Below are 22,457 nucleotides of genomic sequence, written 5' to 3'. Positions count from 1 at the left end.
GGCCGTAAAATTTAGGCTGTAAATTTAAAGCGCCCGTAGCAAGGATGAGAGTGAAGAAGCTTTATCAAAACGAAATTTTCGTAATCTCCATAATGTGCCTGCTTCAGGGCATATTTTTGCTTTATGCGATCTCAAATTTAAGCATCAGCTACTACGAAGCCGAAATTTTTTATGAGAAAAAATCCCTCGTTTCGCTAATCGCAAATTTAAGCTGCGAAATTTTCGGGCGCAACGATTACGCCCTGCGCGTGCCGTTTATTTTGATCCACTTCGCAAACGCCGCGATGATCTATAAAATTTCAAAATTTATTCTAAAGCGTCGCTTCGATAGAGTGGTCGCTACGGCGCTATTTATGGCGCTTCCTGCGTCGATGAGTAGCGCGATCTTGCTAAATCCCGCGGGCATCATCGTTTTTTTCACGCTGCTGGCGATATATTTTGCAAAGAGTGAATACAATATCGCGCTTTTCGTGCTTCTGTCCGTTTGTGCCCTGATCGACCGCGCGTTTTTTATGCTATACGTCGGCTTTGGAATTTGGGCGCTTTATACGCGCAAAAAGGAGCTTTTGCTGCTTTGCATAGCGCTATTTAGCTTCAGCGTGATCTTTTACGACGTAAGCTCGGAGGGCAAGCCGAAGGGGTATTTTTTAGATACCGTGGGCGTTTTTGCGGGCGCGTTTTCGCCTTTAGTGTTTTTATTTTTCATCTACACTATCTATAGAATTTGGATCAAAGAGGAAAAGAGCTTGCTGTGGTTCATCGCTACAAGCGCGCTTTGTCTGACGATGCTTTTTTCTCTAAGACAGCGCGTGCCGCTTGAGATGATGCTGCCGTATTGCGTCATCGCTACGCCTTTAATCATTCGGGTTTTGTTTAATTCGTACCGCGTTAGATTGCCTAAATTTCGTACCTTTCACAAGATCGCCGTGGGTGTGACGCTGGTAAGCTTAGCGGTAAGCTATTTTGCAGTGATTTTTAGCGATGTGATGTATGAGGCGATGTTCGCAAACAAGCCGCAGCGGCATTTTATCTATAAATTTGACGTAGCTAGGCAGCTGGCAAGTGAGTTAAAAAATCGCGGAGTAAAAAACGTAAGCTGCGAAGACGAGAGGCTCTGCCTGCGCCTGAAATTTTACGGACTGCCTAGCGGGGATAGCGCTTTTATCTATGCGGATGAGCCGGAATATGTCTCGGATCATAAAAATTCGATACAAAATATAGATATTTACAAGCGAGGCGTGCGAATTGCGAAATTTTATGTTAAAATATAAACAAAATTTTTATGAAAGGTAAAAATTATGAAAAAAGCATTTACTATGATAGAGCTGATTTTCATCATCGTGGTGGTTGGAATTCTAGCGGCGGTGGCGGTGCCTCAAATCAATCGAAATAGCCTTGTGGAGGCGGCAGATCAAGTAGCTGCTCATATTCGCTATACTCAGCAGCTGGCTATGAATGATAATAAATTCGATCCCGATGACCCGGATTGGTTTAAGAAGCTTTGGAGGATTCAGTTTAGTTATACTAATATTAAAGGTAGTGCCGAGGGTTGGACTTATACGGTGTATTATGATAGCACTATGAGCGGTAATCCTAACGGTAGTGCGGATCTGTCTGATCTATCAAGGGTTGATTTTGCCATAGATCCGCAAAATCCAAATAAAATTCTAAGTGCAGGTTTTCAAAATCAAGCGATAAATAGAAATGCTGAAAGAATCAATAAGAAGCTGAATTTAAGCAAAACCTACGATATTAGAAATGTCGAATTTACTAATTGTGGAGACCGGGCAAATCAAACTATAGTCTTTGATTCTTATGGGCGTCCTATGGGACAGGTAGCTGACTCTACAGTGCCATATGATAGGCTTTTTACATTTGATGAAAATAATAGACCATGCATAATTACACTTACTAATAATGCGGGCGAGCATGCCCTTATTACCATCCAGCCCGAGACCGGATATGTAAATTATACTTTGGCTTCCAATACCGGTCCCGGAGGGCAGTAGGATAATCCTACACACTTAAGGAGAATGATGAAAAAATACATAATGACGCCGATTTATTACGTAAACGACGTCCCGCACATCGGTCACGCATACACGACGATCATCGCCGATACGATGGCTAGATTTTACCGCCTGCAAGGACACGAGGTGTTTTTTAAAACGGGCACCGACGAGCACGGCCAAAAGATCGAGGAGGCCGCAGCCAAGCACGGCAAAAGCCCGAAGCAATACGCAGACGGCGTGAGCGCTAAATTTAAAGACCTGTGGGACGAGTTTGACATCAGCTACGATATGTTTTCGCGCACTACCGATTCCGCGCACGAGGCGGCGGTGCAAAACGTATTTCGCAAGATGTATGAAAAGGGCGACATTTATAAGGGCGAATACGAGGGCAACTACTGCGTAAGCTGCGAGAGTTTTTTTCCTTCCGCTCAGCTAATCGACGGCGAGTATTGCCCCGACTGCGGCAAAAAGACTAAAATTTTAAAAGAAGAGAGCTATTTTTTCAGGCTTAGCTCCTACGCAGAGCGGCTTTTAAAATGGTACGAGGATGAAAAGTGCATCCTGCCGCTAGGCAAAAAAAACGAGGTCGTAAGCTTCGTAAAAAGCGGCCTGAAGGATCTTTCGATCACGCGAACGGGCTTTGATTGGGGCGTTAAAATTCCGCCCGAGCTGAATGATCCGAAACACGTGATTTACGTCTGGCTGGACGCGTTGATGGATTATCTTAGCTCGCTCGGATTTTGTGCGGGCGGCGAGCGGATGGAGTATTGGGGCGACGCGCTGCATATCGTGGGTAAGGACATTTTGCGCTTTCACGCCGTTTATTGGCCTGCGTTTTTGATGAGCCTTGGGCTAAATATGCCGCGCAGCGTCGCAGCTCACGGCTGGTGGACGCGAGACGGCAAAAAGATGAGCAAGAGCCTAGGCAACGTCGTAGATCCGCGCGAGGTCGCAAACGCTTATGGGCTGGAGCAGTTTAGGTATTTCTTGCTGCGCGAAGTGCCGTTCGGTCAAGACGGCGATTTTTCGCAAAAAGCGATCATCAACCGCGTAAATTCCGAGCTTGCCAACGAGCTTGGAAATCTACTCAGCCGCATCGTCGGCATGAGTGCAAAATACTCGGACTACGTCATAAATTCCAAAGACGTGATGAAATTTTTCACCGCCGAGATCAAGGAAGCGAACTCATATCTAAGCGCCGCGCTTAGTGCGCTTGAGGAGGTCGCCACCAATAGATATTTAGAGGAGCTTTGGAGGGCGCTTGCTCTTGCGAACGCTTCGATCGCAAAATACGAGCCGTGGAATTTGATGAAAAACGGCGAGCAGCCTAAGGCACTGGCTCTCGTCGCATTGGTTGCAAATATTTTGGCTAAAGTCGCCGTACTGCTAAGTCCCGCGATGCCGAAGACGGCGGCACGTATCGCAGACACGCTCGGCTTTGAAATATCCACTCCGCTTTATGAAAAGCTAGTACTTCGTGGCGAAATTTTAGATTTTAAGGCCAAGCCGTGCGAGCCGCTTTTTACCAAGATCGATCACGAGCTAATGCCTAAAGCAGACTATGACAAGCTGGATGGCGCTGCAAATTCTGCAAGCGGTTCGGGCACAGACGCTGCGGCAAAAGGTGCATTAAATTTAAACGCAAACGCTTCCGGTTCGGGCGCTACGGCGCAAGAAGCCCAAGGCGCGGCATCTGAAGCTCAAATCAAAATCGACGATTTTAAAAAATGCGTTATCAAAGTCGGCACGATTTTGGAGTGCGAAAACATTGAGGGTAGCGAGAAGCTACTGCGATTTATGATCGATTTGGGCGAGGAGAAACCGCGTCAAATCATCAGCGGTATCGCGAAATTTTACGATCCTGCCGCGCTTGTCGGCAAGCAGATCTGCGTGCTGGCAAATTTAAAACCCGCTAAAATTTTTAAACATAGCAGCGAGGGCATGATTTTAAGCGCCGAGGACGGCAGCCTTACACTGCTTAGCACCCTCGCGCCTGTAAAAAACGGCGCAATCGTAGGTTAGCGATGAGGGCTTTAGCGCGCAAGGCTTCAAAGCTCGCTATCTACAGCGCGGCTGGGCTCTGCGCGCAAAAAAGCGGTGCTTCGGATAAAATTTTAAAGCTTTGCCGCCGCTGTGGCTTTGCCGCAAAGATCGGTGCAGGCGGGCTTGTATGCGCCACGCCTTTGGTGCTGAAACTCGGCGCTGGGGTTGCTTTAAAATTTGCGGCGCGTAAAATTTTAACACTAGGCATTTGCGAGCTGTCGAAGTCTGCCGCTTTAAAATGTGCAAAGTTCGGCGCGCGCGCGGTCGCGCACTCATTTTCACGCACCGATAAATTTACGGACGAGCGCACGAAAAAATATGCGAGCGCGGATGGCGAGAGCTCTAAAGCAAGCACCTCGTCGCGCAGAAAGCGCACGGCAGGTGTTTCTAGCGCAAGTATTAAAAAAGACGCCTTGCTTTCCAAAAGTGCCTCTGCTAAAAAAAATACAGCAACAAAAAGCGTGCCCGCAAAAAGATCTCCGCTCGCTAAAAAACCTGTACCTATCGCGAAAACCGCATCGACCGCCAAAAATATCGCAGTAGGTCTAGTCTCTACATCCACGGCAAAACCTACACCTGTCGCAAAATCAGCGTCCGTAAAAAGCGCCGCGCAAAATAAAATTTCCGCGCCAAGCGCAAAATGGACACCCGCTAAAAGTGCCTCTCAGAATGCAAAATCTCGCCGCGTCGCAAAAAATACTGCTACGTCTGCCGTAATTGCCGCAAAAGAAGCCGTCGCGTCAGGCGCAATCTCCGCATCTACCGCAAAGCAGCCGCGCCGCGCCGCAAAGAGCGCGCCCTTTAAAAGCTCCGCCGCAGGGAAGGCGTAATGGTAAATTTATTAAATTTAACCCGTATCGTAAACGGAACGATGCTAAATAATCCTGCGATCTCCGCGGTCGAGATCTTTGCGATCGAGCCTGCAAAGGTCGCGAAAAAAGGCGCTTTCATTGCACTCGGCGCAAACGAGCGCGATGTGCGCACCGCGATCGATAACGGCGCGTACGCGATCATTTTCGATAACAATTTCAAGCCGCTCAACGACGAGATCGCCTTTATAAAAGTCGAAAATTTATGCTCGGCGCTCGTGCGACTGATAAAATTTTTGGGCGAGACGTGGCGGCACGGCTTCGTGCTGATAAATGAGGTGCAAAGCGAGATCTTGCGATACACGAGTGTGCCGAAAAATTTGATGTTTGCGCCGCGCAGCAAGGGCGAGCTTTTTATCAGCCTTATGAATGCCAAAGAGAAAAATACCTACTTCACCACCGACGCCGAGCTTTTACAAAGCCTCGGTATCTCGCCCGTCCAGATTCCCGCGAGCGACGATTTTAGGCTGCTTTACGGCGGCTCGATATTTTACAGCAGCTTCGTTTTCGGCGGGCTTTATTATTCAAACTTAATCTTTCCGCAGCTGTTTTTGCCCGAGCTATGCGGCGTGATCGAGTATCTCTCGCGCAAAAACATACCCTTTAAATTTCAAAGCTTAAGCGCATTCGGTCATTTCGAGCCGATTTTTGTGGATAGATTTTTTAACGTTAGCTCGCTTGGCGGAAGCTATCGCGCCTTTATCGCCGAAAGCGATCCTGAGCTTTTTGCGCGCGAGGCTGAGTTTTTGCGCGCAAAATTCCGCGAGAAAATTATCGTCTGCGCCAGCTGGGAAGATCGCTTGGACGGCGTTAAGATCGACTTTCGCTTCAATAAGCTAAGCGCGCTAAAGAGCCTGCCCGAGTTTCACTACGCGCTGGTTTTTGTGGAAAAGAGCGCGATCTTGCAGCTTCTAAATCAAAAACCGCAAGAAAAAAATCTATTTTTTTAAAGGCAGCGGATGCAGAGCTTGAGTGAAATTTTAAACGGAAATTTTTGGATAAAGAGGCTTTACGAAAACGGGCTATTGCGCGAGGTAAAGGAGCAGATCGGCACCGAGCTTGAGATCGCGCACGCAAGCTATATCGAGGTCAAAAAAGAGCGTTCGCAGGCGCTGCTTTTTACGAACGTGCGAAACGCGCAGGGCAAACGGATGCCGCCGGTGCTAACCAATATTTTCGGCTCCTTCGAGGCGTTAAATTTAATCCTCGGTCGCAAACCTGACGAGATCGCCGCCGAGATTGAAAGCCTGCTAAAGCCGAAGCGTCCGCAAAACTTTAGCGAAAAAATTGATTTTTTAGCACACTTAATCTCGCTTCGTAAAATTTTTGTAAAGCGCCTTAACGGTCGCGGCGAGTGCCAACAGGTCGCGCATCTAGGCGCTGATGTCGATTTGGGCGAGCTTCCCGTGCTTAAGACCTGGGAGAATGATGGCGGCGCGTTTATCACGATGGGGCAGGTTTATACGAAAGATCTAAACTCGCAAACGCAAAATCTCGGCATGTATCGCCTGCAAATTTACGGGCGCGACCGCTTGGGGATGCACTGGCAGATACACAAAGACGGCGCGGGCTTTTTCGACGAATACCGCAAAGCGGGGCGCAAGATGCCCGTATCCGTGGCGATCGGCGGCGATCCGCTCTATATCTGGTGCGGCCAGGCGCCGCTGCCGAAGGGGATTTTTGAGCTGCTGCTTTACGGCTTCATCCGCCGCAGCCCCGCTCGCCTCGTAAAATCGCTTACGAATGAAATTTACGTTCCAGAGGGTGCGGACTACGTGATCGAGGGCTTTGTCGATCCCGCAGTAAGCGAGCCGGAGGGGCCTTTCGGCGATCATACCGGATATTACACGCCGGTAGAGCCATTCCCGGTGATGGAAGTTAGCGCGATCACGCATAAGCGCGCGCCCGTATTTCACGCCACAGTCGTGGGCAAGCCGCCGCTTGAGGATAAATTTATGGGATATGCGACCGAGCGGATCTTTTTGCCGCTGTTTCGCACGAGCGCGCCCGATCTGATCGATTATAAAATGCCCGAGAACGGCGTATTTCACAATCTGATTTTGGCTAAGATCGCCGTGCGCTACCCCGCTGCTGCCAAACAGATCATGCACGCGTTTTGGGGCGTGGGGCAGATGAGCTTCGTAAAACACGCCGTCTTTGTGCCGCAAGACGCGCCGAGCTTAGATGAGTACGAGGCGCTTACGAAGTACGTCCTAAACCGCATAGGCGCGCGCAGCCTCGTTTTTAGCGAGGGTGTGTGCGATCAGCTCGATCACGCAAGCCCGAACTCCTGCTTCGGCGGCAAGCTCGGCATCGATGCGACGGTTGATCTAAGCTCGCAGGCGCCGCAAATTTTAAGCGACGAGGAGCTGCTAGCGAAATTTCAAAGCGAGGAGCCCGCTATTTTGGCGCTTAAGCAGCACTTTTGCGATACGAAAAACCCGCTCGTGCTAATAAACATAGACAAAAAAGAGCTCGTAGAGCGGAGCTGGCGGCGGATTTTGAAATTTAGCGAGCATTTTAAAATTTTGATTTTTACCGATGCGGGGAACGACGCGAGCAACCTCTATATGAGCGTTTGGCGCGTCGTAAATAGCATCGATGCGCTGCGCGACGCGTTTGTGGCACAGGACGATCGCATCTGCATCGACGCTACGAGCAAGCACGAGTGGGAGGGCTATATGCGCCGGTGGCCGCAGGAGACGCTCTGCAGCCGCGAAGTCGTAGCAAGCCTCATAGAGCGGGGCATCGTGCAGAACGAGCCCGAGCTATTTAAGAAATTTGAAATTTTTTGAGGGCGCAGGGCGGAATTTCGCACGGATCTGAAATTTTAAAATTTAGCTTTGGTTTTAAGGCTGCGCGTTAAATTTAAAATAAATTTATTTGAATTTATGTGTTTAAGCGGTGAAATTTTGTAAAATTTTCAATGGTAGAAATAGCAAAATTTTTAAAATCTTTATAAAATTTGCAATAGCTAGATTTAGGAAGTATAAACGTATTGCGTATTTAGGATATGCCACAAATCCGAAGTCGGACGGGCTCGCGTGTCAAAGCCAAAGCAAGCCCGCGGCTTCAAAGCTTTGAAATTTTAAAAATTTAAGGATCATATAAATTTAATGAAAGTAAGATCGTCAATTTTTTACACCATCACGTTCATCTTCGCGCTCGCCGCCGTGGGCGTTTCGCTCGCGCTACTCTGGCTCATCGGCTACGATCAGCAAAACTACACCCGCGAGCTAAACTCCAAATACTCCATCGTTGCGCGCGCGAACCTATATCAGATGAGCAAGCTCATCAGCGATGTCGAATACGACCGTCAGGTTGCAAATTTCGAGTTTTCGACTATCCACGATGAAGCCAAGCGCGATGAGATCATCAAAGGCGCTGAAATTTTAGATAGCATCTCCGCAGACATCGGCTCCGCAGACATCTTGCTGTTTAAGCGCAAGCACTATCTAAAAATCACGCACGCTGGCGAGACGCGGCTTTTAAACGACAAGGAGTATCAGCCCTATCGCTACGATATTTTCAAAGCGATCTACGGCGTCATTTTGGTGATCATCCTGCTTGCGTATATTTTCATCATCCGCAAAATTCGCCCCCTTCGCAAGCTCAAGCGCCAGATCGATAAATTTGCTAAAGGCAGCCTCCAGATCAAGGATGTAAGCGCGGGAAACGACGAAATTTCCGAGGTTTCGCACGCATTTTACGAGGCGGTCACGCAGATAAATAAGCTTAACGAATCGCGCCATCTGTTTTTGCGAAACATAATGCACGAGCTCAAAACTCCCATCACAAAGGGTCGCATCGCCGTCGAGATGATCGAGCACGGCAAAAATCAAGAGCGCCTCATCTCGGTCTTTGAGCGGCTGGAGAGTCTAATCAACGAATTTGCGGCAGTAGAGCGCGCGACTGCGGGCACGGCGCTAATCGAGCGCGGAATTTTTCCCATGGATGAAATTTTAAAAGAAGCGCTCGGCATCGCGATGATCGAGCCCGGCTGCGTCACGCTGCAAAATCCGCTAGGCCTGAGCTTAAACGTCGATTTGAAGCTCTTTTGCGTCGCAGTGAAAAATTTAATTGACAACGCCGTAAAATACGCCTCAGACGGTAAAATTTTAATCCGCTTAGACGCCCAGACGATGAACTTCATAACGCTCGGCGAGCCGCTGCAGAAGGACTTTAGCTACTACAAAGAGGCCTTCGTCAAGGGCACGAACGCTAAGCAAAGCTTCGGCCTAGGGCTCTACATAGTCGATAATATCGCCAAGGCGCACGGACTAAAATTCCTCTACCGCAGGCAGGACGAGCTAAACGTCTTTTATTTCGAGGGGATAGAAAAGATAGCGACGTTATGAAATTTAAGCACATTTTTTATATTATTGCGCCAAAAATTCGAAACGAGAAGATGCGAAATTTCATATTTTTAGCGCTATTTTTAACCGCGACCATATTTTTTCTACCTCGCGGCGCACAAGCCGAGAGCTTCATCACCGACGAGGAATACGGCGCGATGCTGTACAAAAACCCGCGCGGCATCGGCTGCAATAAGTGCCACGGCGAAAAGGGCGAGGGCTCGCTGATCGTAAAGTATAAAGAATTTAACCGCACCGCGGGCGCCTATTATGAGCGCGCCCTAAATGCGCCGCCGATCAACAATCTCTCGCTTCAGGAGCTCGCCGACGGCGTCAGCAGCTCGCGCGACGTGATGCCAAGCTACTTCCTGACGCAAAACGAGATCATCATCATCTACAAATATATAAAATCGATAAATCAACCAAAAAAGAAGGAGAAAAAATGAATAATCACGACGAATTTTTAGCAGCACAAAAACTTATCCCAGGCGGCGTAGATTCGCCTGTGCGAGCATTCGGCAACGTAGGTGGCGAGCCTTTTATGGTGGATCGCGGCGAGGGCTCGTACATCTACGACGTCGAGGGCAAAAAATATCTCGACTTCGTGCAGAGCTGGGGTCCGCTCATCTTCGGTCACGCCGATGTTGACATTGAGCGCGCCGTCGTGCAAACCGCCAAAAAGGGACTAAGCTTCGGCGCATCCAGCCCGCTTGAGACGCAGCTCGCCTCGCTTGTGCTAAAAAATTTCGATTTCCTAGATAAGATCCGCTTTACCAGCAGCGGCACCGAAGCCACTATGAGCGCGATTCGTCTTGCGCGCGCCTTTAGCGGACGAGATAAAATTTTAAAATTTGAGGGCTGCTATCACGGCCACAGCGACAGCCTGCTCGTCAAAGCGGGCAGCGGCGCAAGTACCTTCGGTAACGCAAGCAGCGCGGGCGTGCCGCAGGATGTCGCAAAAAATACCTACCTAGCCAGATACAACGACATTCAAAGCGTAAAGGACGTCCTAGCGCAAAACGACATCGGCACGATCATCATCGAGCCGATCGCGGGAAATATGGGCTTGGTACCGGCTGATCTAGAATTTTTAACCGAGCTTCGCGCGCTGTGCGACGAGAAAAAGATCGTGCTGATAATCGACGAGGTAATGAGCGGCTTTCGCGCGAGCGAGCTAGGCAGCTACGGCATCTACGGCGTCCGCGGCGATCTGGTAACCTTCGGCAAGGTCATCGGCGGCGGTATGAGCGTGGCGGCGTTTGCGGGCAAGCGCGAAATCATGGATATGATAAGCCCGCTAGGAGCGGTGTATCAAGCGGGCACGCTAAGCGGAAACCCCGTCGCAATGGCCGCGGGCATCGCCAGTCTAAGTAAAATTTACGCTAGCGGCGGACTTTACGAAAGGCTCGGTGAGCTAGCACGTAGGTTCACGAACGAGCTTTGCGCCATAGCACAGCGCCGCGGCATCGCGCTGCAAACCAGCTGCGTAGGCTCGATGTTCGGCTACTTTTTCGCAGACGAAGAGGTGCGCGACTACGACGGCGCCTTGCGGGCAGACACCGCGCGCTTTGCGAAATTTCACGGCGAGATGATTAAGCGCGGCGTATTTTTGGCGCCTAGTCAGTTTGAGACGGGCTTCATCTGCGCCAGCATGAACGAAGCGCAGATCGACTTTGCGCTAAACGCCGCGGATGAAGCGATGGCGGCGCTTTAAGAGCTGCGTTTTAAATTTAATCGGATTTTAGATGAGAGTAACGAAAAATTTAAACAAAATCGTAAAGGGCGCCTGCGACATCAGCCTTGGCATCTCAATCGTCGTAGCGATCGGCATCGGCGTAGCTATCGGGCTTGGGCTGCGGCACCTCACGGGCTCGCTGCTTCTGCTCTGGTTTGGAATCGCTATCGGCATCGCGGCGGCGTTTCTGAACGTTTACCGCGCGTGCAAGGTGCTAAATTCGAGCCTAAAAGAGCTCGAGGACGATCCGAAATACAAGGCCGATCCGAAAAATTTCGACGATGATGATGAATGGGATGAGCGGGATTGAATAGACGATTTTTGCTCATATACTGCGCGCTAAACGCGGCGTTTGCCCTGCTTGGGCTAGCGCTTTGCGGCGCAGGATTTTTCGGCTCGGACTCTTTCGGCGTGCGGGCGCTTGCGTGGCTTCTTAGCTTGGAGGCCGGATTTTTGGGCGCATTCGGCGCGGCATATTTTTCATTTCGCGCTTACCGCAACAAGATAAAAGATGAACTCAGAGCCGGCAAATACGATGAAATTTTACGGCAAAGCCCTAAAAATTCCGCAGATTTCATAAGCGGCGAAATTTCCGATAGCGATACGAATTCCGCAAGCCATGGCGGCGAAAACCAAGGCGGTGCGAGCGACGATGAAATTTCATACGGCAAAATTTGCGGAGGCGAAATTTTAAATAGCGAAAATTTTAGCGGCGCAAATTCAGGCGCTGAAATTTTAAATGCTCAAAATTCCAAAGACGCCGTAAATTTCACTAGCGGTGAGACCCGCATCGAAAACGGCGATAGCTGCGTCACGCACGATGAGACCGCCGCCGAGTGTGCCGCAAACTCCGCCGCCGATATAAATTTTACTCGCAGCTCAAATTTAGACGCCGAGTACAGCAGAGCCGCTGCTGGCGAGTGCGACGTAAATTCTACGAAGAGCGACGACAAAACCTCCGCTTACAACGCGACCGCTTTGGGACACGCCGCCGATAAATTTAATATGAAAGATTGCGCGACTTGCGGCAACTTGCAGAGCGATATAAGGGACGAAGCTAGCGATAGTTCGCAAGGCGACATAGGCGAACGTTGCGACGACTTGAAAAGCGGAACGAGCGGCGACCTGGACGACGACGTAGATAGCGGCGAGTGGAGCGATGGCACAGATAGCGGCAATCGTGGCGGCGATGTAGATAGCAGCGAGCCGGGCGACGGTACGAGCGATTTTGGGGGCGGAATTGGCGGCGCGCGCGACGGATCAAAGGATGACTTCGAAGGCGCGGACGATTTTGAGGGCGAGCTTGAGCAGAGCGAGGTTCGGAGTAATTTTGCGGGGGCGTTTTTATCTCCGTTTAAAATTCTGTCCTACGCGGCGCTCGTAGCGGCGATTTACCTGCTTGCCAAGCTGTCCTTGCTAAACCCGCTGGCGATTATTTTGGGCGTTACGATCATTCCTCTGGGTACGATGATGGTTGCCTTCGCTGACAAAGAGGCGCGCTAAAGTTCAAACAGCGCGAGTGGACGCTTTAAATTTTAAAATTTAGCGTCAGCGGGATTGAGCTCAGATCGGCGCAGGATAAATCGCAGCAACGCCCGCCGTCGCGAGCCGTGCTACAGACACCGCGCGTTTCTGCACGTACCCGGGCGGGCTAAATTTATAAAATTTGCGGCGCGCATCTTTGAACTTCTGCGTAAATTCAGATCGACGCGGCGAGCCATAAAAATTTTACGCAGCCTCTTCCAAGCGCATAATTTCGGAACTAAATTTTACCGCCGCAGATTGCAAATACGGCGCGAAATCCTTATCTATATTTAATTAAATTTTAGCTACCATTACGCAAAATTTGAGGAAAAATTATGAATTATGATACCTTGAAAAAAATCTTTTTTCGATTCGATCCAGAAACCGCTCATAAGATCGCAGAATTCGGACTTCGCACGCTCTATGCGACTCCGGGCGGGCTTGAGGCTTTGGCAAAATTCGGCGTTTATAAAGATGAAATTTTAACTCAAAATATATGGAATCTCAGCTTCGATAACCCCGTAGGTATCGCGGGCGGCTTCGACAAAAACGCCACGATGATCGCGCCGCTGGCCGCTCTTGGCTTCGGGCACATCGATTTTGGTACATTTACGCCGCGTCCTCAAAGCGGCAACGAAAAGCCGCGACTTTTTCGCCTCGTTAGCGAGCAGAGCATTCAAAACGCGATGGGTTTTAACAACGAAGGTGCTGATGTTATCGAGCGTCGCGTGCGAAAAATTTATCCTTTTGTAATCCCGATCGCCGCAAATATCGGCAAAAACAAAGCCACCTCGAACGAGGATGCACTAAGCGATTACGAAGCCTTGGGCCGTAAATTTAACGGGCTGTGCGATTTTTTTATCATCAACGTAAGCTCGCCGAACACCCCGAATCTGCGTGCTTTGCAAGAAAACAGCTTCATAAACGAGCTGATTGGAGCGATGAAAAAGATCACGAACAGACCGCTCGTCTTAAAGCTGGCGCCCGATATGAGCGCAGATCAGGCGATTGCGCTGTGCGAGTGCGCGGTGCAAAGCGGCGCAAGCGGCATCATCATAAATAACACGAGCGTCGATTATTCGCTAAGTCCCAACGCTAGGGACTTTGGCGGCCTGAGCGGTAGGCTGATCACCGAAAAATCGCGCGAGCTTTTCGCGCAGGTCGCTCGCGAGCTTTTCGGCCGCACGATCCTAATCAGCTGCGGCGGCATAGACAGCGCGCAGGAGGCCTACGAGCGCATCAAATCGGGCGCGAGTCTGGTTCAAATTTTTACCGCCTTTATCTTCAAGGGTCCGTTCGTCGCCAAAGCGATCAACGAGGGGTTGGCGGAACTTCTGCGCGCAGACGGCTTCAATAACATAAGCGAGGCGGTCGGGGTAAATTTAAAAGATCGCGCGGGCGAAGGATACGGCATCAGAAATGATCTGGCGGAAAATCTCGGCAACGGCGCGAATTTGCGCACTTGCGAAGACAAAGAGGCAGATGCTAAAACGGATAAAATTTCGAGTGCGACCGAAGGTGAGGAAACGAGCGAAATTTCAAACGAGCCCGAAAGCAGGGATGCGGACAGAATTTCTAACGACAACAAAAGCGAAATATCGAGCGCCCAAGCTGATAAAATTCTCGCCGCTAAAACAGATGAAATTTCGAGCATTCAAGCAGATAAAATTCCGAGCGTTAAAATAAGCTCAAGCTCTGAAGCAGACGAAAATTTCAGCGCTTCGGCAAATTTAAACGCCTTGATAAACGCAGATACCGCGACGGATCAAAGATCAATCGAGCAAAGCGGTGTAGAGAGCGAAAATTCAGAGATTAAAAGTAAAAAACGAAGTAGCGCAAAAAGCGAAAATTTAGAGGCTAAAAGCACAAAGCAAAGCGGCGCGGATCGAAAGTCGGATAAAATTTCAAAAACTACCTCCAAAAGCAGCGTAAGCCCCAAACGCGGAAAAATTTCAAAGGACGCTGCGCAGAATGACGCTGCGCAGGATAGCGCCTCGCAGCAGAAAGATGCCGCAGCTAAAAATCTCTCGAAAAGCGATGCAAAGAGCGAGGATTTAGAGGCCAAAAAAGCAAAACAAAGCGGCACGGCGAGCAAAACTGTCAAAACTAAAACCACGTCGAAAAATAAAACCGCAACTGAAGCTGCACCAAAAAACGACATAGAAAGTAAAAATTCTAAAACGAAAGCCGCACCAAAAAGTAGCGCGGAAAGCAAAAGCTTAAAAGCCAAAAATGCAAAGCAAAGCAGCGCAAAAACTAAAAATGCCGAGGCTAAAGAGACCAAAGAGCTTAAAGAGGTCAAAGAAGCGAGCGGCGCCCAAGACGCGGAGCAAAACTCAAGCAAAAAACGAAAGGCGAAAAAAGATTAATGTTTCCGAAATTTAAGAAAATCACGCTGCAAAACGGGCTTCAAATTTATCACATTCCGATGAATAAAGGCAGTGGCGTCATCAGCGTGGACGTGTTTTACAACGTCGGCTCGCGCGACGAGGTGATGGGCAAAAGCGGCATCGCGCACATGCTGGAGCATCTAAATTTTAAATCCACGAAAAATCGCAAGGCGGGCGAGTTCGACGCGATCGTAAAGGGTTTTGGCGGCGTGAATAACGCAAGCACGGGCTTTGATTATACGCACTACTTCATCAAGTGCGCGAGCTCAAATTTAGAGGTCTGCTTGGATCTTTACGCCGATATCATGCAAAACTTAAGCCTCAAAGACAAAGAATTTCAGCCCGAGCGCAAGGTCGTGCTTGAAGAGCGGCTGTGGCGCACCGATAACGATCCGTTCGGATATCTATTTTTTAGGCTCTACAACGCCGCGTTTTTGTATCATCCATACCACTGGACGCCGATCGGCTTTCGCAAGGACATCGAAAACTGGAGTATCAAAGATATCAAGGAATTTCACGCTAAATTTTATCAGCCGCAAAACGCCGTGTTGCTGATCACCGGCGACATCGGCGAAAAGGCTGCGTTTGATGCGGCTAAAAAACACTTCGCGCCTGTAAAAAACAAAAGCGAAATTCCGAGCCTTCACTGCACCGAGCCTGCGCAAGACGGCGAGAAGCTTAGCATTATTTACAAAAACAGCGAGGCGCAGATCGTAGCGGTCGCCTTTAAAATTCCGCCGTTTAACCATCCTGACGCCGCGGCGATCAAAGCGATGGATATATATCTTAGCGGCGGCAAGAGCTCGCTTTTGCAGCGCGTGCTAGTCGATGAAAAAAAGCTCGCCAATCAGATCAACATCTACGATATGAACGCCAAGGACGAGAATTTATTTATAGTCTTTGCCGTCTGCAACCAAGGCGTAAGCGGCGAGGCGCTGAGAGATGAAATTTTAGCGCTGATCGAAAAAGCTAAAAAAGCTAAAATAAGCGATGACGATATGCTAAAGATCAAAAACACCCTAAGCAGCGATCTGATCTACTCCCTCGACAGCGCTAGCAAGGTAGCGCAGATGTACGGCAGCTACATCGTCCGCGGCGATCTGGACGCGCTATTTAGGCTGGAGCGCGAGATCAAAAGTCTAGATAAAAATGCGGTTAAAAAAGCGATGAAAACCTATCTAAGCCTTAAAAGCTCCACGAGCATTATCTTACGAAAGGAAAACGATGAATAAAAATGTCATAATCGGCTCTATGACGGCGCTGATCACGCCTTTTAAAGAGGGCAAACTCGACGAGCAGACCTACGCCAAGCTTATCAAAAGACAGATCGCAAACGGCATAAGCGCGGTCGTGCCCGTCGGTACCACGGGCGAGAGCGCGACGCTGACGCACGACGAGCACCGCGTCTGTATCGAAATCGCGGTAGATGCGTGCAAGGGCACGGACGTCAAGGTGCTAGCGGGCGCGGGCAGCAACGCAACTCATGAAGCGATCGGGCTCGCGCAGTTTGCGCAGGCTCACGGCGCGGATGGAATTTTATCCGTAGCGCCCTACTACAACAAACCCACCCAAAAGGGACTCTATCTGCACTACAAGGCGATCGCAAGCTCGGTAGATCTGCCGGTACTGCTATACAACGTGCCAGGGCGCACCGGCTGCGACATAGCCGCAGATACGATCATCAAGCTTTTTAACGACTGCGAGAACATCTACGGCGTCAAAGAAGCTAGCGGCAGCATCGATAAATGCGTCGATCTGCTAGCGCACGAGCCGCGCCTTAGCGTGCTTAGCGGCGAGGATGCGATCAACTACCCGATCCTAAGCAACGGCGGCAAGGGCGTGATCTCCGTTACGGCAAATTTACTGCCCGATTACACGGCGAGACTAACGAAATTTGCGCTGCAAAATGAGTTTTTAAAGGCCAAGCAGATCAACGACGATCTCTATGCGATCAATAAAATTTTATTCTGCGAGAGCAATCCGATCCCGATCAAAGCGGCGATGTATATCGCGGGCCTGACACCGAGCTTAGAGTACCGCTTGCCGCTTTGCGAGCCGAGCGCGGAAAATCTCAAAAAAATAGAAAACGTAATGAAACAATACACTATCAAAGGATTTTAATTGACGAACGAATTTAAAGGAAAAACGCTAGTTATCAGCGGCGGCACGAGAGGCATAGGCAGGGCGATAGTTTTGGAATTCGCAGCTGCGGGGGCAAATATCGCTTTTACGTATAATTCCAACGAGGAGCTGGCGACTTCGCAAGCAGCCGATCTTGAGAAGGCTTACGGCATCAAGGCGCGCGCTTATGCGCTAAATATCCTAGAGCCCGAGACATATAAGGAGCTCTTTGCCAAGATCGACGAGGATTTTGCGCGAGTGGATTTTTTCATCTCAAACGCCATCATCTCGGGTCGCGCGGTCGCGGGCGGATACACTAAATTTATGAGGCTAAAGCCGCGCGGTATCAACAATATCTTTACCGCGACCGTAAATGCCTTCGTCGTGGGCGCACAAGAAGCCGCAAAACGCATGGAAGCGGTAGGCGGCGGCTCGATCATCTCGCTTAGCTCCACGGGAAATTTAGTCTATATCGAAAACTACGCGGGTCACGGTACGGCGAAAGCCGCCGTCGAAGCGATGGCGCGCTATGCCGCGACCGAGCTTGGAGAGAAAAACATTCGCGTAAACGTAGTAAGCGGCGGCCCGATCGAGACGGACGCGCTTAGGGCCTTTACGAACTACGAAGAGGTGCGCGACAAAACCGCCGAGCTTAGCCCTCTAGGACGTATGGGGCAGCCGGAGGATTTGGCGGGAGCATGTTTATTTCTATGCTCGAGCAAGGCTAGCTGGGTGACGGGGCACACCTTCATCGTCGACGGCGGAACGACCTTTAAATAATGCTAAATTTACCCAATATTTTAGCGAGCTTTCGCGTTGCGCTGGCGCCGCTGTTTTTTTGGCTGATCCTACTAGCCGGCCATGCGAACGGCGGTATGGTAGGCTCGGTACACGTCAGCTGGATCGATTATTTTGCCGCGCTAGTCTTCGTCATCGCCTCCGTCACGGACTTTTTCGACGGATACATCGCGCGCTCTTGGAACCAGAAGACCAAACTAGGCGCCATCATCGATCCGCTCGCCGATAAGATGCTGACGCTTGCGGGCTTTTTGGGACTTATGTTTATCGGACGCGCTAGCCCGTGGGCGATCTATCTGATCCTAATCCGCGAGTTTTTCATTACTGGCCTTCGCGTGGCGATGGCGGGCGACGGCGTAGAGGTCGCCGCGTCGATGGCGGGCAAGGTAAAGACGGTCTTTCAGATGATCGCTATCGGCTGGCTAACGATGCAATGGCCCTATGCAAACACCCTACTCTGGATCGCAGTTGTACTGACGCTATATTCGGGCTTTGAATACGTCGCGGCGTATGCTAAGGCTACGAAAAAGAGTTAAATTTTAGGCTAGATATGGCTTTCGTATTTGAAGATAAAATCAGCGAGAAAAATACAAGAAAGCATATTTTCGACGAAGTTAAAGCCGATGTTGAAGATAAAATCGACAAAGGATTGCTCCCATTTCGCTGTAGTCTATTATACTTCACACCCGCCTGGCGAATAGACAGAGAGCTTGACGCTTGGTTAATGGGCTACGGGAGCTTTAGCGGCTTTTGGGATCATTGTAATTTAGATTTTAACGCATATAGATTGTATTATCAAGGCAAAATGTTTGATGCAGTCATTACTTACGGTGCTTGGTTCGGCGATTTTAGGATGATAAATGGACAGAAGCGACGTATCCATAAACTCTATGCGCTAGAACCTAGAAGTAGCGGCAAGCTCAGCAAAAGCGATATTTTTAAAATTTTGCAAGACGCCCTTAGCGCCGAAAATGAAAATGTTTTGCTAATAGACGCCCTGGATTACAACATTGATTATGTAGGTGGATTTTTAATTGACGGATACCGCTTTGAGGATAACCTAGAGCAAATCATAAATCCATTTAGAAATCAACACGGCCTAGCTAGCTTAAGCCGAGATGAGATAGATGGTCTGTGGTGTATCTCAAAGGAGCTAAACGAGATTTTTCTTATAAAAGTGGGCTCGGCTGGCAGTAATGATCTTTTTACGCTTACCCATTACAATCACGGTTATTACGAATACCACGCAAATATAGTACTAAAGCAAATTTCCAACAAAACCGTAGATGGAATAAATGAAATCAGATATAAGATAAAGAAAATAGAAATTTTAGGCGATCGCAGCGCCGCGCCGACGCAAGGCAAAATAAAACGACTAATACGCAAAATGTTTAGATCCACTTGCGAAAGCGGATTAAAGGGCTTTAGTCCAAATTTAATAGATGAAAAATTTAAACTAAGCTTGATCTCACATTCATTTGAAGAATCAGAATTTTTTATCAAACTAAAACAATGGATTGTGAAGCTACAAAACCTCATCGTAAAGCGTTAGAACACGCGCTTAAGTGGGTTTTAGCGATAGAATTTTAGCATAAAATTCCACTTATAACGGCGACACGGAATTTTAAAATTTCACGTTCAAATTTTACCGATAAAATTCTATAGATGCTTGATCTATGCACGCACGGCGGCGTGCTAAGCTTATAAAATTTGAAAGATAAAATTCCGCCGCACAAAAAATTTCACGGCGTAAAATTCCGTTTAAACCGCCGCACAAAATTTCACGGCGGCGCGGCAGTGTTTCAAAACATGACGGAATTTCAAAGCGCGACAAAATTTTAGAGTATGACGACTTGCTAAGACATAATGAAATTTCAAAGCATAGCGGCAGTTCAAACCACAAAGCCTCGTGCGGCGAAATTTTATAATCCGCTCCGCAAAATTTCGCGGTAAAATTTCGCTTTTAAATTTTAAATTCCTCGTGCTGACCATCCGCTGCACGCTCTTGATTTGGCTAAATTTATACCCCGAAACGACGGCGGACTAAGCTCAAAAAGCTAACCAAGTTTTAAAAAACGAGCCAAGGCTTTAAACGGCAATCTAAGCTTAAAATTTGCAAAATAATAGTAAGCTTAGCCCATTTTTTACAAAGGTCTGAAATTTGAAAAGCATAATTTTAACGCTGGCGATCCTGGCGGTCGGATTTTATTTTTACTCGATAAATTTTATGGTCACGGTGCTGGCGATCAGCTTCCTCATCTTTTTCCACGAGCTGGGGCATTTTTTAGCGGCGCGGGCGCTGGGCGTGGGGGTGAACGTCTTTAGCGTGGGCTTCGGCGAGAAGGTCTTTACCAAGCGCATCGGCGCGACGCAGTACGCCATCAGCGCGATCCCTCTGGGGGGCTACGTGAGCCTTAAGGGGCAGGAGGATCTGGATCCCGCCGCAGTAAGCGCGGACCCCGATAGCTACAACTCCAAAGGCCCGATCGCGCGCATAATCATACTTTTTGCTGGGCCGTTTTTCAACCTGCTGCTTGCGTTTTTGATCTACATCGCGCTGGGCTACATCGGCGTCGAAAAGCTAGCGCCGAAGGTCGGCAAAATTTCGCCGGGCTCTGCCGCGGCAAGCGCAGGGCTAATGCTAAACGATGAAATTTTATCGATCGACGGCAAGCAGATCCGCGAGTGGGACGACATCTCAAAGCAGGTAACCGCAGCACCTCTAAGCTTAGAAATCATGCGCGGCGGCGAGCGGCTGAGCCTACAGCTCACGCCGAAGCTCGGCGAGAAAAAAACCATCTGGCGCGAGAGCATCAGAGTGCCGCTCATCGGCATTTCGCCCGATTACAACGCGACCGTGACGCTATATCACAAGGGCGCAAGCTCGCTTGGCTTCGCGTGGGATCAGACGGTGGAGGCATCAAAGCTCATCTTGGTGGGTCTTGAGAAGCTCGCCAGCGGCGTCGTTTCGCCTAAGGAGATGGGCGGCATCGTCGCCATTACGGACATCACCTCAAAGGCGGTCGATTACGGCGCGGCGGTCTTGCTCGCGCTCGTGGCGCTCATATCGGTAAATTTAGGGCTTATCAACCTCTTTCCGATCCCCGCGCTCGACGGCGGGCACATCGCGTTTAATCTCTTTGAGCTCATCTTCCGCCGCCCCGTACCAAAGCGGGTATTCGTAGGCGCCAGCTACGTAGGTATGGGGATTTTAGCGCTTTTAATGATATTTACGGTGCTAAATGATTTTGCTAGAATTTTGGGATTTTACAAATGAGACTGGATGAAATTTTAAAGCGCATTGAGGCTGCAAAAGCAGGCTCGGGCGACGTACAGCTAGTCGCGGTGAGTAAAAACGTAGGCACGGATGAGGTGCGCGAGCTGTATTCGCAAGGACAGATCGCGTTTGGAGAAAACAGAGTGCAGGAGCTGAAGCGCAAAAGCGAGGCCTTGCGCGAACTGCCGCTAAAGTGGCACTTCATCGGCACGCTGCAAAGCAACAAAATAAATCAGCTCATCGCTCTGCGCCCGACGCTGTGGCAGAGCTGCAACAGTTGCGAGCTCGCGCTTGCCGTAAATAAGCGGCTAACTTATCCGCTAGATACGCTGCTGGAGATCAACGCCGCGGGCGAGAGCTCCAAAACTGGGCTCGATAAAAACCACGCGGTGGAGGAGTTTTTGCGCATCAAGCAGGAGTGCAAAAATCTAAATTTAATCGGCGTGATGAGTATCGGCGCACATGTGAGCGAGCCCGCGCAGATCGCGCGAAGCTTCGAGGCAAGCAGCGAGATCTTTGATGCGCTTGTGCCGCACGGCGCGCGGATCTGCTCGATGGGGATGAGCGATGATTTTGAGCTCGCGATCAAATGCGGCTCGAACATGATCCGCCTGGGTAGAATTTTATACGCCTAAGCCCCGAGGGACGAGCCTTAGCGCGCGAGCAAATTTATACCGCTTTATTAGGCGGCGCGCTTGATTTGCCGTGCGAGCCGAATTGGGCGCTTGCCTCAACTATGAAATTTGGCGCAATGCTTGATTTTACGCGCCGTTTAAATTTAGCGCGTTATTAAAATTTTCGCGGCGCGGTAATGCGACATCAAATTTTAAACTTCTATAAAAATTTATTCGCAACGATGTAAATTTTAAAGACGCGGCGATATAAAATTATCCGTATAAAGACGGAATTTTAAAAGATGAAATTTCAAAGTAGCAGCAGCGAGGTTAAAATCCTAACAAGCGCATACCGAGGCTAAATTTAAGCGGCAAAGCGCAGGAGCAAAAAAAGGTAAATGCAAAAAGATAAAAACGCTTTGAATATCTTTCATATATGCGGCATTGCGTTGTGCGCCATAGTTATATTTTTCATAAGTTTATCGGATGACGATGAGGTGCGATCCTTTATGCTTTTGGTGCAAACAAGCATCCTAATCTGCGCGATCTACGCTCTGGTGTCCGCGTTTAGGGCGCACGGAGCAGCATTGCTTTTTAAAATTTTAATCGTCGCAAATATACTCATCTGCTTAAATACCGAAATTTACAGAGGCATCGTGCTTTTTTGGGCGACCGTATCCGCGCCGATCACCTTGTATCTTGCATTTTTATATCTGCTT

20 protein-coding genes and 1 pseudogene are annotated in these 22,457 nt (G+C 49.3%); 20 read left to right on the top strand and 1 reads right to left on the bottom strand.

The window, feature by feature from the left end; genetic code table 11:
- Positions 1 to 44: 44 nt before the first annotated feature.
- The 17 genes and pseudogenes from Q0198_RS01175 (at position 45) to Q0198_RS01095 (ending at position 19,399) form a co-directional block, all read left to right on the top strand.
- Positions 45 to 1,271 carry a hypothetical protein gene (locus tag Q0198_RS01175; protein ID WP_297894078.1) on the top strand — a complete coding sequence of 409 codons (1,227 nt, stop codon included), beginning with the start codon at positions 45 to 47 and terminating at the stop codon, positions 1,269 to 1,271.
- 27 nt (positions 1,272 to 1,298) lie between these two features.
- Complete coding sequence (locus tag Q0198_RS01170; RefSeq protein WP_297894074.1) at positions 1,299 to 2,009, top strand: type II secretion system protein; 711 nt, start codon at positions 1,299 to 1,301, stop codon at positions 2,007 to 2,009.
- A 27-nt stretch (positions 2,010 to 2,036) separates the two neighbouring features.
- A complete protein-coding gene (gene metG / locus Q0198_RS01165) occupies positions 2,037 to 4,034 on the top strand; it encodes a methionine--tRNA ligase (RefSeq protein ID WP_297894072.1) in 1,998 nt (665 codons plus the stop codon).
- 2 nt (positions 4,035 to 4,036) lie between these two features.
- Complete coding sequence (locus Q0198_RS01160) at positions 4,037 to 4,885, top strand: hypothetical protein (RefSeq protein ID WP_297894069.1); 849 nt, start codon at positions 4,037 to 4,039, stop codon at positions 4,883 to 4,885.
- Positions 4,885 to 5,874, top strand: coding sequence for a hypothetical protein (locus Q0198_RS01155; protein ID WP_297894067.1), 990 nt, complete (start codon positions 4,885 to 4,887; stop codon positions 5,872 to 5,874). The genes Q0198_RS01160 and Q0198_RS01155 overlap by 1 nt, the downstream gene beginning before the upstream one ends.
- Positions 5,875 to 5,883: 9 nt before the next feature.
- The gene (locus Q0198_RS01150) at positions 5,884 to 7,719 is read left to right on the top strand and encodes a menaquinone biosynthesis decarboxylase (RefSeq protein ID WP_297894064.1); all 1,836 of its coding nucleotides are present in this window, start codon (positions 5,884 to 5,886) and stop codon (positions 7,717 to 7,719) included.
- A gap of 321 nt (positions 7,720 to 8,040) precedes the next feature.
- Positions 8,041 to 9,282: an ArsS family sensor histidine kinase gene (locus tag Q0198_RS01145; protein ID WP_297894061.1), complete on the top strand. Its 1,242-nt coding sequence runs from the start codon at positions 8,041 to 8,043 to the stop codon at positions 9,280 to 9,282.
- A complete protein-coding gene (locus Q0198_RS01140; RefSeq protein WP_297894060.1) occupies positions 9,279 to 9,725 on the top strand; it encodes a cytochrome C oxidase subunit III in 447 nt (148 codons plus the stop codon). Before Q0198_RS01145 ends, Q0198_RS01140 begins: the two co-directional genes overlap by 4 nt.
- A complete protein-coding gene (hemL, locus tag Q0198_RS01135; RefSeq protein ID WP_297894057.1) occupies positions 9,722 to 10,993 on the top strand; it encodes a glutamate-1-semialdehyde 2,1-aminomutase in 1,272 nt (423 codons plus the stop codon). The genes Q0198_RS01140 and hemL overlap by 4 nt, the downstream gene beginning before the upstream one ends.
- A 31-nt stretch (positions 10,994 to 11,024) precedes the next feature.
- Complete coding sequence (locus Q0198_RS01130; protein WP_297894054.1) at positions 11,025 to 11,324, top strand: AtpZ/AtpI family protein; 300 nt, start codon at positions 11,025 to 11,027, stop codon at positions 11,322 to 11,324.
- Positions 11,321 to 12,517 (top strand): hypothetical protein, encoded by a 1,197-nt coding sequence (locus tag Q0198_RS01125; RefSeq protein WP_297894053.1) that lies wholly within the window; start codon positions 11,321 to 11,323, stop codon positions 12,515 to 12,517. The genes Q0198_RS01130 and Q0198_RS01125 overlap by 4 nt, the downstream gene beginning before the upstream one ends.
- Positions 12,518 to 12,873: 356 nt before the next feature.
- Positions 12,874 to 13,926: pseudogene (locus Q0198_RS01120) on the top strand (quinone-dependent dihydroorotate dehydrogenase); the annotation flags it as partial.
- Between the two features lie 980 nt (positions 13,927 to 14,906).
- Positions 14,907 to 16,160, top strand: coding sequence for a pitrilysin family protein (locus tag Q0198_RS01115; RefSeq protein ID WP_297894051.1), 1,254 nt, complete (start codon positions 14,907 to 14,909; stop codon positions 16,158 to 16,160).
- Positions 16,153 to 17,049, top strand: a complete 897-nt coding sequence (dapA, locus tag Q0198_RS01110; RefSeq protein ID WP_297894048.1) for a 4-hydroxy-tetrahydrodipicolinate synthase — start codon at positions 16,153 to 16,155, stop codon at positions 17,047 to 17,049. The genes Q0198_RS01115 and dapA overlap by 8 nt, the downstream gene beginning before the upstream one ends.
- The gene (locus Q0198_RS01105; RefSeq protein ID WP_291937459.1) at positions 17,050 to 17,829 is read left to right on the top strand and encodes an enoyl-ACP reductase; all 780 of its coding nucleotides are present in this window, start codon (positions 17,050 to 17,052) and stop codon (positions 17,827 to 17,829) included.
- Positions 17,826 to 18,383, top strand: coding sequence for a CDP-diacylglycerol--glycerol-3-phosphate 3-phosphatidyltransferase (gene pgsA / locus Q0198_RS01100; RefSeq protein ID WP_297894098.1), 558 nt, complete (start codon positions 17,826 to 17,828; stop codon positions 18,381 to 18,383). The genes Q0198_RS01105 and pgsA overlap by 4 nt, the downstream gene beginning before the upstream one ends.
- 14 nt (positions 18,384 to 18,397) lie before the next feature.
- On the top strand, positions 18,398 to 19,399 hold the full coding sequence (locus Q0198_RS01095; protein ID WP_297894047.1) for a hypothetical protein: 1,002 nt from the start codon (positions 18,398 to 18,400) through the stop codon (positions 19,397 to 19,399).
- A 93-nt stretch (positions 19,400 to 19,492) separates the two neighbouring features.
- Here Q0198_RS01095 and Q0198_RS01090 read toward each other — a convergent pair whose 3' ends face one another.
- A complete protein-coding gene (locus Q0198_RS01090) occupies positions 19,493 to 19,750 on the bottom strand; it encodes a hypothetical protein (protein WP_297894044.1) in 258 nt (85 codons plus the stop codon).
- A 258-nt stretch (positions 19,751 to 20,008) separates the two neighbouring features.
- Between Q0198_RS01090 and rseP the strand changes: the two genes are divergently transcribed.
- From rseP to Q0198_RS01075, 3 genes are all read left to right on the top strand, one after another.
- Positions 20,009 to 21,124, top strand: coding sequence for an RIP metalloprotease RseP (gene rseP, locus Q0198_RS01085; protein ID WP_297894042.1), 1,116 nt, complete (start codon positions 20,009 to 20,011; stop codon positions 21,122 to 21,124).
- Entirely contained in the window at positions 21,121 to 21,759 is a 639-nt protein-coding gene (locus Q0198_RS01080) for a YggS family pyridoxal phosphate-dependent enzyme (protein ID WP_297894039.1), read from the top strand. The genes rseP and Q0198_RS01080 overlap by 4 nt, the downstream gene beginning before the upstream one ends.
- A 377-nt stretch (positions 21,760 to 22,136) precedes the next feature.
- Positions 22,137 to 22,457: hypothetical protein (locus Q0198_RS01075; RefSeq protein WP_297894036.1), on the top strand; the 321-nt coding region annotated here is incomplete at its 3' end.

Origin of the sequence: uncultured Campylobacter sp., from assembly GCF_938045205.1 — a bacterium.
Taxonomy (GTDB): Bacteria; Campylobacterota; Campylobacteria; order Campylobacterales; family Campylobacteraceae; genus Campylobacter_B.
Note: the sequence above shows the minus strand (reverse complement) of the source record. Positions and strands in the feature narration are given on the sequence as shown.